Origin of the sequence: Paraburkholderia sp. J76 (assembly GCF_905220295.1) — a bacterium.
In the GTDB taxonomy this organism is placed as follows: Bacteria; Pseudomonadota; Gammaproteobacteria; order Burkholderiales; family Burkholderiaceae; genus Paraburkholderia.
In genome coordinates this window covers 119,585-132,598 of the sequence record NZ_CAJMZJ010000001.1, presented here as the reverse complement: position 1 = coordinate 132,598, position 13,014 = coordinate 119,585, and the positions used below count along the sequence as shown (strand labels likewise).

Below are 13,014 nucleotides of genomic sequence, written 5' to 3'. Positions count from 1 at the left end.
CATGTTTGATCGACTGGCCACAGACGGGGATCGCACGTCGACGGGCGGTGAAGTCATCGGCCGAAGCCGCATGTATGACGAGCGCGGCAAGATGTACGCCCGAAAGGGAAACAAGGCGACGTGCGGAAAGTGCAAAGGGGCATGGGAAATTTACGGCACCGCTGACGATTGGCTCGATGACGGTTATCCAATGGTCAAGGACGGCGATCGCGTTCTATGCCCCTGTGGCGAAAATTTCGTGTTCGCATGGGGCGGTTCGAATGCCCTTTTCACTGAAAGCGCGGGCGACGCGCAACCCGGAACGCGCGAAGTGTCGCTTACGAGTGAGACATACGATCAACAGTTTACGCTTCGCGACGCGCAGGGCTCACCGCTCGCGGATACCTACTACACAGTTCGCATGCCGTCGGGCGAACTACGGCACGGCGTAACCGGCTCAAGTGGACTCACAGAGCGCTACGAAACAGACGGCGCGCAATCCATCCAAATTTATCTTGGTCACAGAGAGGAAGCATAATGCCCGACCCACTCGGAAGCGCTGAAACGAACACCGACCCTAACTCATGTGTAAATCTCCAATCAGGCCGAATTTGTAAGCCGTGGACGATTTCCGCCGATGGCGTCACCTTTATGGCGGTACTAGAAAGCGGAGTTTTGAACGGAACCTATATGGGGCTTCCGGTAGTCGATGGAATGATTCTGGAGGTTTATGTTGATAGCAAGGGCTATCCTACGGTCGCGCTTGGTCACAAGGTTAGGCCGGAAGATAAGTTAAAGGTCGGGGATAAAATCACGATAGAACGCGCACGCGAATTCACTAAGGAAAATTTTGACGAATGCGAATCTGCTATAAACCGTAGAATCAAGGTCCCACTTAATCAATACGAATATGATGCACTGGTAAGCATTGCCTATAATGCAGGTCCAGCAGGAGGGATCGCGAAACTAGTTGACAAGGTAAATACCGGTAGTTATGCGGCAATCCCTGCCTATATAAAAACTTACCGTGCGCACGGCATCGAATGGCGAAGGGCCTTGGAGGCACGACTTTTGAAACAGGGAACTACGGCGCGACTCACGATTCATCACATAAAGCGACCAACCACCCCAAGGGACATCATCATGCGTATCACTAAGCTAGCCGCCGCTGCCATATTGGCAATTGGCTATCTTCAGGGTTCGTATGCAAGTGAAAATCTTACGCAAGCAAACTGCCTGCGACACGTTGGCGGCGGTGGCTTCGGGGATTTCGATTGCTACGAAGGCCACACAAAGAGTCTGGAGGCGGATAATCAGAAACTTTCTGGCGCAATTAAGATGGCTCACGGCATTAGTGACGAGAATAAGGCCGAATTGGTCAGCTACATGCGAGCGCAAGACGAAGCGGCGAAGGCTTGCGATCTTGCAATTAGTATCGAGTACCCGTCACTGAAAGAACGGGAGCGGAGAAATCATATCGAGCTATACGACGTTATGGCCGCACGTTGCCGCTATTCGATTAGGAAACAGCAAAATGAGTTTCTTCACGATCTACGTTCTATAACGACGAATTAGGAGCACTCGTTTGCCATATGTTGATGCACGTTGCCCCGCGCCAGCGGGGCTTTTCATTACGAAAATGCCCAGGGTCCAGTTCGATACCCACGAAGCGGCGGCCAGTCTGTATACATGCTACGCCCGTTGTACCTGCACCCATGAAGCAATCAAGCACTACGCCACCAGGACGCACAACGCGCAGTAGCTCACGCTTAAGCGGCAATGGCTTTTGCGTGACGTGTACCCGATCGCGCGGCGCTACTCACTCGTAAAATCCCGGTATCGCTTCGCCTGATGGATTCACGGGCATCGTACCCGCCGTGCCCCATATGACGTATTCGCATTGCGCCGTGAAAGGTCTGGTCGATCTGGTCACGCGCAGCGGTCGCGACCGTGTGGACGGGCGCATCTTGTCGATTGATTTGACGGTGTGCCAACTGGTCGGGCCGCCGTCAGATCTTTCTGTCAGGCCCAATTTATCGCTTGACGATGGAACGCTTCCATCGTAATTTGCGCGTCCCCGTTGCCTCCCGGCTGCCACCAGGCAAGATCTCATGCGACGCCTCCCCTCTCTGATCGCACTGCGTTTTTTCGAAGAAACCGCGCAACACCTGAGTTTCAATCGCGCTGCCAAATCGCTTTGCGTCACCCAAGGCGCGGTGAGCCGGCAGATCAGAATCCTGGAAGAGTCGCTCGGGGAAAAGCTCTTCGAACGCGATCATCGCGGCATTCGGCTCACCTCGGCGGGAACGCGCCTGCTGCCGTGTGTTTCCGAGGCGTTCGACCTGCTCGAACGCGGCACGCTCGCGGCGTCTTCGGAGAAAGCGCGCCGCAGGCTCGTGATCGCCTTGCCGCCGACCTTCGCCACGCAGTGGTTCTCGCCGCGTCTGCCGCTGCTTTCCGCCGCGCTGCCGGACGTCGATCTCTCGGTCCGCACGAGTCCGACCGCCGACTGTCACTGCGCGATACGTTTCGGGACCAGCGCGCTGCCAGGCGCCTACTCTGAACTCATGGCCGTGGAGCGGCATACGCTGGTCAGCGCGCCCTCGCTCGCCGGCGAACCGTTCGAAACGCTCCTGCGCAGATTGCCGCATCTGCATGTGCTGCATGAAGGCGAGCGGCTCAACTTCTGGTCCGACTGGCTGAACGCCGCCGATCTGCCCGGCGACGGCGAAGACGACGGCATCGAATTCTCGACGCTGGAACAGGCCATCCACGCGGCGCGCAAGGGCGCGGGGCTCGCCATTGTCGACCGCAACATGATCACCGAGGAACTCGCGAACGGCAGCCTCGTCCCACTCTCCGACGTGCAGGTCACCGGACCCCACGGCTACTGGCTCGACATTGCCCGCGAGAACGTGCAACTGGCGCACGTGCAGGCCTTTGCGGACTGGGTGCGCCAGCAGATCATGGTCGCCGAGTAAGCCGAGTGAGCCGGGCGAGAACCGGCTGAGCCGCCTGAGCCGTCGCAAGGGCGGCCCGGGCATGGGCGTACCCCGTCAGTGGTGGCTCGCCTGATTGAGCGTCAAATGCTTCGTCTCCGGCGCCCACGCCAACGACACGAGCGCTCCGATCAACAGGACGGCGGCCAGCGCCATCATCGTCGGATGAAAGCCGAACTGCGCAATGCCAAGCGGCAGCAGGAACGTGCCGATTGCCGATCCGAGGCGGCTGCACGCAATCGCCACGCCCACGCCGCACGCGCGCACGGAAGTCGGGAAGCATTCCGGCGGATACACCCCCACGAGATTCGAAAACGCGGACATCGTCACCGTGAAGACCGCGAACGCGACGATCATGGCCGTGCGCGCGGAATCGGGCAGCAGGCTCAGCGTGGCGAGCGACGCGCAGGTGATCAGGAACGACGCGATCAGGAAGGTTCGCCGCGGCAGGCGGATCATCAGCCAGATGCCGAGCAGCGCGCCGAAGATCAGGAAGCCGTTGAGCAGGAAGTCCGCCCCCGTGCCTTCGTTCAGATGCACCGCCTTGAGAACCGCGGGCAGGAACGTGTAGATCGCGAAATACGGAATCACGAGGCACACGAAGAACGTGCAGTTGAACAGCGTGCGGCGGATCATGTCCGGCTTGAACAGGCGTGCGAAGCCGTCGTTGGCCTCCTTTGGCATGTCGGGCACGGCGTCGAGCACGACGTTCGGTCCAAAGTATTTGTGGACAATGGCATTGGCCTCCGCCACGCGGCCCTTGCTCTGCAGCCAGCGCGGCGACTCGGGCGTGCCCATGCGCGCCAGCAGCACGAAGAGCGCCGGTACGCCGGCCGAGGCGAGCAGCCAACGCCAGGCGTCGGGCGACGCTTCCGCGTAATAAATGCCGAGAACGCTGGCCACCACGTAACCCATCGTCCAGATCACGCTGAACGAACCGAGCAGCGTGCCCCGATGCTTGCGCGGCGAGAACTCCGCAAGGAACGTATGGCCGACGGCGAAATCGCCGCCCATGCCGATGCCGATCAGCACTCGAAGCGCGCAAAGCATGAGCGGCGAGCTGACGTAAAACTGCGCGAACGCGGCAATCGTGATGATCAGAAAGCTCAGCAGGAAAATGCGCTGGCGACCCATGCGGTCGGAAAGACGCCCGAATACGAGGCTGCCGAGAAAAATGCCGATCAGCGCGGCGCTGCCCACCATGCCGGTCCAGAAGGTGTCGAGCGGCATCTGTTTGTTGAGCGACGCGAGCGCATAGCCGATCGTGCCCAGCGCGTAGCCCTCGGTGAAATGGGCGCCGAAGGTCAGGCCTGCAATCTTGATATGGAAAGCGTTGACGGGAATGTCGTCCAGCGTCACACGCCCCTGATCCCGATGTTGCGCGCCGCGCTTTGCGTCGCTCTTTGCATCATAGGCGGGCGCAGACGGACGAACCGGCGCCTCGTCGAGGGCGTCCGGCCACGAAGGGCGATTAGCCATGCTGTCTCCTTGCGGTAATTCTGATTCGAGTTTCGTACTGCGGTTTGCGACGCTTGCGCACGCAAGCGTCGCGGTCGTGTCCTTACTGGCCGAGACCGGCCATCAACACGTATTTGAGTTCCACATACTCGTCGAGCCCGTACTTCGATCCCTCACGGCCCAGGCCCGATTGCTTCACGCCGCCGAACGGCGCGACTTCGGTCGAGATGATGCCGTCGTTGATGCCCACCATTCCCGATTCCAGCGCTTCGGAAACACGCCAGGCGCGCGCAAGGTCGCGCGTATAGAAGTACGCGGACAAGCCATACGGCGTGTCGTTGGCAAGCGTAATCACTTCGCTCTCCGTACTGAACCGGAAGCACGCGGCGACCGGCCCGAACGTTTCCTCCGAAGCGATCAGCATGCCGGCGGATGCATCGACGAGCACCGTCGGCTCATAGAAAGTGCCGCCGAGCGCATGCCGCTTGCCGCCCGTGAGCACGCGCGCGCCATGTCGCTGCGCATCGGCGACGTGAGCCTCGACCTTCGTTAGCGCCGCGTCGTTGATGAGCGGCCCCTGGTCGAAGTCGCCGCTCAGCGCCGCGCCCACGCGCAACGCCTTCACTGCCTTCGCGAACGCTTTCGTGAACGCGTCGTAAATGCCGTCCTGCACGTAGAAGCGGTTCACGCAAACGCACGTCTGCCCGGTATTGCGGAACTTCGATGCGATGGCGCCCTGCACCGCTGCGTCGAGATCGGCGTCGTCGAAGACGATGAACGGCGCGTTGCCGCCCAGTTCGAGCGAGAGCTTCTTGAGCGTGTCCGACGACTGGCGCGCGAGGAGCTTGCCCACGCGCGTGGAGCCCGTGAACGAGAGCTTGCGCACGACAGGCGACTCCGTGAGCGCATTGCCGATGGCGACCGCATCGCCGGATACGATGTTGAACACGCCCGCCGGCACGCCCGCCTGCGCGGCCAGCACGCCGAGCGCGAACGCGCTGAGCGGGGTCTCCTCCGAAGGCTTGAGCACCATCGTGCAACCCGCCGCGAGCGCGGGGCCGACCTTTCGCGTGATCATCGCGAGCGGGAAATTCCACGGCGTGATCGCGGCCACCACGCCCACCGGCTCGCGCGTCACGATGATGCGCGAGTTCGGCTTCGGGCTCGGAATGACGTCGCCGTAGCAGCGCTTCGCCTCTTCGGCGAACCATTCGAAGAAGCTCGCGGCATAAGCCACCTCGCCCCGTGCTTCGGCAAGCGGCTTGCCCTGCTCGCGCGAGAGGAGTTCGGCCAGCGCGTCGCGATGTTCGAGCATCAGCTCGCCCCAGCGTTTCACGCGCGCGCCGCGCTCCTTGGCCGTCAACGCGCGCCACGCGGGAAAAGCATGCTCGGCGGCCGCAATGGCTTCGCGCGTTTCGTCGCCGCCGGCCTTCGCTACCTGCGCGATGATTTCGCCGGTAGCCGGGTTGCGGACCGCATAGGTCTGGCTGCCGGTGCGCCAGGCGCCGTCGATGTAATGCCCAGTACGCAGAAATTCGCTCATGCTGCCCGCACCTCTTCGCCGAAGGCTTGTGCCGGACGCGCCTCGCGCGCCACGCGCCGGCCCGCCGTGTAGTCGTTGATGAGATCGCACGGCGTGTAGTTGCGGTCGATCTCATACAGTTCGTCCGCGCTGAGGTCGGTCGTGAGGGCCGCGAGCGCGCTGTCGAACTGCGCGGGCGAATCCGCGCCCACGAGCATGCTCGATACGCCTTCGCGCGAGAGCACCCACGCCTGCGCGATCTGGGCGGGGCTCACGCCGCGCGCACGCGCCACGCGGGCAACCGACGCCGAGATCTCGCGCGACGCGGCGTCGCCATACATCTGCGCCGTGAAGAAGTCGGTCTGGTTGCGCGTCGACGCGGCGTCGCACGAGAGCAGGCCGCGAGCGAGCGGACTGAAAACGGACACGCCCACACCCTGATCGATGCAGTAGGGAATCATCTCCCGCTCTTCCTCGCGGTATGCGGCATTGAGCTGAAGCTGCATGTTGACGGGCTTGTGCCAGCCGTTGCGGTCGCACACCTGCATGATCTTCGCGAACTGCCACGTGTACATCGTCGACACGCCGATATAGCGCGCCTTGCCCGCACGCACGATATCGTTCAGCGCGCCCATCGTTTCCTCGACCGGCGTATTCACGTCGAAATAATGCAGCATGTAGATGTCGACGTAATCCATGCCGAGACGCTTGAGCGAGCCGTCGATGGCGTCCATCACGTGCTTGCGCGAGTGGCCGCCCGCGTTCTGATACGCGCCCATGTCGTAGCCGACCTTGGTCGTCACGACGATTTCCTCGCGGCGCGTGAGCCGCTTCAGAATCCGGCCGACGACTTCTTCGCCCACGCCCGTCGAATAGAAGTCGGCGAGGTCGATGAAGTTGACGCCTGCGTCGAGCGCGTGGCGCACGATCGGCTCGCTTTGCGCTTCATCGAAAATCCACGGCTTCCATTGCGGCGTGCCCATGTTCATCGTGCCGAGGCACAGACGCGATACTTTCAGGCCGGATTGCCCAAGGCGGATGTATTCCATTTTTGTCCTCTTACCTGGGTCGCTCAGGCTTTCTTCGGCGTATAGAACGGGTTGGACACGTCGCGCGCGGCGGCGAACACGTCTTCCTTGCGGGGCAGGCCCTTCATGGCTGCGACGATGGCGTTCTTGCAGGCCATGTAATTGTTTTTGAATACCGCGTCGAGGTCGTCGGTCTTCGGGTTGACCCAGTTCGCCGACACCACGACCCAGTCGTTTTCCGCTTCCGGCGGCAGCGTGCCGTTTTCGAGCGATTCAGCCACTGCCCTGGCGATGCCGGCCTGCGACGCGCCCCACGTTGCGTTGCCGTGGAAGTCTCCCTCGATCTGTGCCTTGTTCACGTAGAGCGTGAGCGGCTTCGTGGGAACGCCCGGCTGTGCGATCACCACGAACGGCGCATGACCCGCGGAGGGCGTGGCCAGCGCGGTCGAAAAAGCCTGACCGGCCGGGCCGCTGCGCGGTCCGACCAGCACGTTGATGTGCGCGAGATTGACGCCCGGACCTTCGAACCCTTCGCCGATATAAAGCTGCTTGTCCATTTTTCCTGCTCCTCTTCTGATCTGGAATTGAAACGGTCGTCGGATTGTGCGATTGGGGTGCGCCGCGCATGAATCGATGATTTCTCAGCGGGGTGAGAGGCAAACTCATATCCGGGTTTTCGCCAGGTAGCGCCGAAAGCCGTGCGCGCGCGAATCGCGAAAGGTATTCAGGAATACGAACGGACAACGCGGCCTCGATTCACGGTGCCGCTATCGGCGGAATTTCAGTTCCTCACGCCTTGCCGTCCCGCAACTCGCGCCGCAAAATTTTGCCGATGTTGCTTTTGGGAAGCGCGTCGCGGAATTCGACGCGCCGTGGCCGCTTGTAGCCTGTCAGCCGCTCCTTGCACCAGTCGGACACGTCGGTCTCCGTGAGCGCCGGGTCGCGGCGCACGACGAAAACCTTCACCGCCTCGCCCGAATGCGCATCCGGCACGCCGACCGCCGCAACCTCGAAAACGCCGGGATGCAGCGCGACCACGTCTTCGATTTCATTCGGATACACGTTGAAGCCCGAGACGAGGATCATGTCCTTCTTCCGGTCGACGATCTTCACGAAGCCCTGTTCGTCCATCACGGCGATGTCGCCCGACTTGAAGAAGCCGTCCGCCGTCATGACGCCTTGCGTTTCGTCCGCGCGATTCCAGTAGCCGGCCATCACCTGCGGACCGCGAATGCAAAGCTCGCCCGACTCGCCGCGCGCCACTTCGTTGCCGTCGTCGTCGCGAATCGATATTTCCGTCGAGGGCAGCGGCAAGCCGATCGTGCCGCTGTATCGCGTCGAATCGGCAGCGTTGCAGGTGACGCAGGCTGTCGTCTCGGTCAGACCGTACCCTTCGATGACGGGCGCGCCCGTCTTCTCGAACCACCGCCTTGCCACGCTTTCCTGCACCGCCATGCCGCCGCCCACCGCCCCGAAGAGTTGCGAGCAGTCCAGTTGCCCGAAATCCGGATGATCGAGCAGCGCGTTGTAGAGCGTATTCACGGCAGGCAGCATGGTGATGCGGTAGCCGCGCAGCGCGCGGATCATGCCGCCGATGTCGCGCGGATTCGGAATCAGCACACCGAGCGCGCCGGTCTGGATCGTGAGCAGCCCGCAAACGGTCAGCGCAAACACGTGATAGAGCGGCAACGCGACTACCGTCGTCAACTGGCCGGAGCCGGGCCGTTTCGCGCGCGCCGGTTCGAGCCATGCCTGCGTCTGCATCAGATTCGCGATCAGATTGCGATGGAGCAGCGTCGCGCCCTTCGAAACGCCGGTCGTGCCGCCCGTGTACTGAAGAAACGCGACGTCGTCGGGCTGCTGATCCACCGCCGCGAACGGCAGGCGTGCGCCGCGCGCGAGCGCCTGGTTGAACGGCGTGTGGCCGGGCAGACTCCACGCGGGCACCATCTTCTTGACGTGGCGCGCCGCGAAGTTCACGAACCACCCTTTCGCGCCGAGCAGGTCGCCCAGCGTCGCCACGACGACGTGCTGGATCGCCGTGTTGCGCACGACCGCCTGCAGCGTCGCCGCGAAGTTGTCGAGCGCGACGATCGCTTGCGCCGCGCTGTCTTTTAGCTGATGTTCGAGTTCGCGAGGCGTGTAGAGCGGATTCACGTTCACCACGACATAGCCCGCGCGCAGGATCGCGGCGAGCGCGACCGGGTACTGAAGCACATTGGGCATCATGATCGCCACGCGCGCGCCTTTGCGCATGCCGGTCGACTGGAACCACGCCGCCAGATTGCGCGAAAGCGCGTCGAGCTGTGCATAGCTGATCGATTTGCCCATGCACGCAAAGGCGGGTTGCGAGCCGTAGCGCCCGAAGCTTTCTTTGAACAGGGCCGTGACGGACCGGTAGCGATTCACGTCGATTTCTGCCGGGACGCCCGCGGGATACGCGGCAAGCCAGGGTTTTTCCATGATGATGTCGTGCGTCTTCGGAATGAGTGATGAGTGCCGCCCGTTCGTCGGGACGGCTTGCATGAGCGCCGCGCGAATCGTCTAGCGGTGCGCGCCGCGCAGGTCTTCCACGATCTGCTGCAGCCGTTGGGGCGTGGCGTCCGCCGCCGGTAGCGGCTCGCCCACGACGAGCGTAAGCACGCTCGCCACGCCACGGCGCAGCGGCCTCGGCGCGCGCGCCTGCGTGTCGCGCGAAAATACGCTGCCCCACAGGCCGCGCAACGCCATGGGTATGACCGGCGCGGGGGCGCGCCGCAGGATCTCCGTTACGCCGTGGCGAAACGGATTGATGTCGCCGGTACGCGTGAGCTTGCCTTCGGGAAAGATGCAGACGAGTTCGCCGTCCGCCAACGCTTCGGCGCAGGCCGCATACGCGCGCTCAAGCAACGGTGCGTCCTCGTGCGCCGGGGCGATGGGAATCGCCTTGACGTGACGAAAGACCCAGCCCGCGAGCGGCGAGCGGAAGATGCGGTGATCCATCACGAAGCGGATTGGCCGCGGACTTTGCGCCATGATGACGATGGCGTCGACGAAGCTCACGTGGTTGCAGACCAGCACCGCCGCGCCCTTCTGCGGAATGCGCTCGACGCCGACGAGCCGGATGCGATAGAACGTCTGCACGAGCACCCACGCGACAAAACGCAAAAGAAACTGCGGCGCCAGCGCGTAGATATAAACGGCGACAGCGATGTTGAGCAGCCCCGTCGCGAGAAAAAGGCCAGGAATGCCGATGCCAACCGCGCCCAGACCCACGGCCAGCAGCGCGGCGGCAACCATGAACAGCGAGTTGAGGATGTTGTTGGCGGCCATGATGCGCGCCCTGTGGCTCTCCGGGCTGCGGCTCTGGATCAGCGCATAGAGCGGCACGCTGTAGAGGCCGCTGAACGCGGCAAGCAGAAACAGATCGGCAAGCACGCGCCAATGCAGCGGCACGCCAAGAAATTCGCCGACGTTCTGCAAATGGCTCGCGGCGGGCAGCGTATGGCTCGCGTAAAACAGATCGATAGCGAACACGCTGATGCCGATCGAACCCAGCGGCACGAGCCCGATTTCGATACGTCCGCGCGAAAGGCGTTCGCAGAGCAGCGAGCCTGCGCAGATGCCCATGGAAAACGTGGCGAGCAGCACCGTGACGACGTCGGGGTTGGCGCTCAGCACGTCCTTCGCAAAGTTGAAGAACGACGAGAGGAAGATCGCGCCGACGAACCACAGCCACGAAATACCAAGCAGTCCCAGGAATACCGTGCGGTCGCTGCGGGCAATGGCAAGATTGCGCCACGTTTCACCAGCCGGATTCCAGTTGATGCGTAACGCCGGCTGCGGTGCGGGCGAAGCGGGCACGAAAGCCGAGGCGACTCTCCCCGCGAGCGCGATCCCCACGCACGACTCCGCCAGCACGGCTGGCCCGTGCGCCGCCGACGCCGCCAGTCCCCCGACGATCGTGCCGAGAAGAATCGCAACGAACGTTCCCGTTTCGACCAGCCCGTTGCCGCCGACGAGTTCGCCTTCGGCGAGATGCTGCGGCAAGTAAGCGTATTTCACCGGGCCGAACAGCGCCGAATGCACGCCCATCAGGAAAGTGCACAGATAGAGCAGCGGCGCGCTATGCAGGCCGAATCCCAGCGCGCCGATCAACATGGCCGCGATCTCGAACGACTTGACGAGGCGCGTGAGCACGGCCTTGTCGAACTTGTCGGCGATCTGACCGGATGTCGCGGAAAAGAGCACGAACGGCAGGACGAAGATCGCCGGAATCAGGAATGCGGCTGTCTTCGCGTGCACGCCGGGGAACATCGCGCTCTCGTACGTGACGAGCGAAGTGAAGCCGATCTTGAACGCGTTGTCGTTGAGCGCGCCGAAGAACTGCGTCCAGAAGAACGGCGCGAAGCGGCGCTCGCGCAGCAGCTTCATGGATGACGACGACCTGGCGCCGGCGATCCGGTGTTCGTGGTGAGAAGAAGGAGAGTGGCTTTCATTCATGGCGTGGAACAAAGCGGAGGTGGCGGGAAGTATCGGCGTGTGATGGTGCGAGCGGTCAGCCGCGCAGCGTGCGCTTGTCGAAGATCAACTCGACAAGCGGGCTTTCGAGCAGGCTGGCCGGTGTGACCGTTTCGCGCGCCCACGGAATGCGGCCCAGAAACCAAGCGTTCCAGAAACGCAGATCCGCGTCGGCGTTGCATGCATAGAGCTGCTCGAAGGTCTGCACTACACCAAGCTCGATGTCGAGCGCCTCGTCGAACACTTCTCGCACGAAGCGCGAACAGAACTGGCGACGCGAGTGGAGATTGAAGCCCGTGTCGTAAAGCACGCCGGTACGACGCGCCGCCGCGGCGCGCAGGCGGTGCGCCTGGTCGGCGCGAGGCGCGCATGCCATGCGAGCGGCGACAACGTCGCGATTCACCGAACGCCCGACGAAGCGTGAGAGCGGCGTGAAGCGCGCAAGCGGGAACGTGCTTTCGGCCACGAGCGGTTCGCCGCGCCCGGTCTCGACGACAACGCCGACGTGATTGGTCCAGCTTCGCGTGGCGGCCGCGACTTCCAGAAAGGGCCGCGCCGGCACGCGGATGAAGAGGAGATCGCCGGGCATCAGCAAGCGGGCGAGTGGCGTAGGCGGCGTGGTGGCGACTGCAATGGCGGGGGTGCGCATGAGCACGGTCCTCAACGGATTTGACCGGGCGAATTGTGCTCGCAGGCATCATCAAATGCTTATCTTGCAATTTCGGTCGCGTAAAATTGCCCTCACAGGATCATTTTTTAATACTCACCATGAGCGAATCCACCCAACTCGTCGAGACGCTGAAGCGCGAGTTGCGCGCTCGCCGGCTCACCTACCGCGACGTCGCGCTGGCGCTACGGCTCTCGGAGCCGAGCGTCAAGCGGCTCTTCGCGAAGGGAAGTTTCACCATCGGCCGGCTGGAACAGGTGTGCGGACTGCTTGGCCTCACGCTCGCCGAACTCGCGCAGCAGGCGGCTTCGGCGGTGCCGACGCTGCAGGTGTTGAGCGCGGACCAGGAAGCGCAACTCGTCTCCGACGAACACCTCATGCTGGTCGCCGTGTGCGCGCTCAACCACTGGTCGCCGGACGACATCGTGCGCACCTATCGCCTCTCCCGCGCCGCATGCCTCAAGCTGCTCCTCGTGCTCGACCGCATGGGCCTGATCGCCCTGATGCCCGGCGACCGCATTCGCTTGCTCGTTGCACGCGACTTCGACTGGATACCGGGTGGTCCGATCCGGCAATACTTCCTCACCCACGGACTCGGCGACTTTCTCGAAGCCCGATTCGCGGCCAGCGGCGAAACGCTGGAATTCGTTCAGGGCATGTTGACCGACGCAGCGCGCGCCGAACTCGCACTGGAGCTGCGCCGGCTCAAGAGCCGGTTCGCCGCGCTGCACGACGAATCGGCGGCGGCGCCGCTCGCGCATCGGCGCGGAACCGGGTTGCTCATCGGCACGCGTGAGTGGGAGCCGCGCATGTTCGCGCGGCTGCGGCGCGAGGTTGGCGAATAGCGCGAATAGCGCCGGG

At 63.0% G+C, this 13,014-nt stretch carries 11 protein-coding genes and 1 pseudogene; 4 read left to right on the top strand and 8 right to left on the bottom strand.

Annotated features, from left to right (window positions below):
- Position 1 precedes the first annotated feature (1 nt).
- Complete coding sequence (locus U5768_RS00650; RefSeq protein ID WP_322028450.1) at positions 2-517, top strand: PAAR domain-containing protein; 516 nt, start codon at positions 2-4, stop codon at positions 515-517.
- Positions 517-1,554 carry a lysozyme gene (locus U5768_RS00645; RefSeq protein WP_322028449.1) on the top strand — a complete coding sequence of 346 codons (1,038 nt, stop codon included), beginning with the start codon at positions 517-519 and terminating at the stop codon, positions 1,552-1,554. The genes U5768_RS00650 and U5768_RS00645 overlap by 1 nt, the downstream gene beginning before the upstream one ends.
- Here U5768_RS00645 and U5768_RS00640 read toward each other — a convergent pair.
- A pseudogene (locus U5768_RS00640) lies at positions 1,538-1,771 on the bottom strand (DNA methyltransferase); the annotation flags it as partial. The gene U5768_RS00645 and the pseudogene U5768_RS00640 sit on opposite strands and share 17 nt — an antisense overlap.
- Positions 1,772-2,090: 319 nt before the next feature.
- Here U5768_RS00640 and U5768_RS00635 point away from each other — a divergent pair.
- Complete coding sequence (locus U5768_RS00635; RefSeq protein ID WP_322028448.1) at positions 2,091-2,960, top strand: LysR family transcriptional regulator; 870 nt, start codon at positions 2,091-2,093, stop codon at positions 2,958-2,960.
- A 75-nt stretch (positions 2,961-3,035) separates the two neighbouring features.
- On the opposite strand, the gene U5768_RS00630 is transcribed toward U5768_RS00635, so the two are convergent.
- The 7 genes from U5768_RS00630 to U5768_RS00600 all read right to left on the bottom strand — a co-directional run bounded on the left by U5768_RS00630 (position 3,036) and on the right by U5768_RS00600 (position 12,135).
- Complete coding sequence (locus U5768_RS00630) at positions 3,036-4,457, bottom strand: MFS transporter (RefSeq protein WP_322028447.1); 1,422 nt, start codon at positions 4,455-4,457, stop codon at positions 3,036-3,038.
- An 82-nt stretch (positions 4,458-4,539) separates the two neighbouring features.
- Positions 4,540-5,979 (bottom strand): NAD-dependent succinate-semialdehyde dehydrogenase, encoded by a 1,440-nt coding sequence (locus U5768_RS00625; RefSeq protein WP_322028446.1) that lies wholly within the window; start codon positions 5,977-5,979, stop codon positions 4,540-4,542.
- Positions 5,976-7,007, bottom strand: coding sequence for an aldo/keto reductase (locus tag U5768_RS00620; protein WP_322028445.1), 1,032 nt, complete (start codon positions 7,005-7,007; stop codon positions 5,976-5,978). Before U5768_RS00620 ends, U5768_RS00625 begins: the two co-directional genes overlap by 4 nt.
- Positions 7,008-7,030: 23 nt before the next feature.
- Positions 7,031-7,543 carry a formaldehyde-activating enzyme gene (gene fae, locus U5768_RS00615; RefSeq protein ID WP_322028444.1) on the bottom strand — a complete coding sequence of 171 codons (513 nt, stop codon included), beginning with the start codon at positions 7,541-7,543 and terminating at the stop codon, positions 7,031-7,033.
- Positions 7,544-7,775: 232 nt separating this feature from the next.
- Positions 7,776-9,449 (bottom strand): long-chain-fatty-acid--CoA ligase, encoded by a 1,674-nt coding sequence (locus tag U5768_RS00610; protein ID WP_322028443.1) that lies wholly within the window; start codon positions 9,447-9,449, stop codon positions 7,776-7,778.
- Between the two features lie 81 nt (positions 9,450-9,530).
- Complete coding sequence (locus tag U5768_RS00605) at positions 9,531-11,399, bottom strand: MFS transporter (protein ID WP_322028442.1); 1,869 nt, start codon at positions 11,397-11,399, stop codon at positions 9,531-9,533.
- A 124-nt stretch (positions 11,400-11,523) separates the two neighbouring features.
- Complete coding sequence (locus tag U5768_RS00600; protein ID WP_322028441.1) at positions 11,524-12,135, bottom strand: YebB family permuted papain-like enzyme; 612 nt, start codon at positions 12,133-12,135, stop codon at positions 11,524-11,526.
- A 119-nt stretch (positions 12,136-12,254) separates the two neighbouring features.
- On the opposite strand from U5768_RS00600, the gene U5768_RS00595 reads away from it, so the two are divergent.
- Positions 12,255-12,998: a helix-turn-helix transcriptional regulator gene (locus tag U5768_RS00595; RefSeq protein WP_322028440.1), complete on the top strand. Its 744-nt coding sequence runs from the start codon at positions 12,255-12,257 to the stop codon at positions 12,996-12,998.
- Positions 12,999-13,014 lie beyond the last annotated feature (16 nt).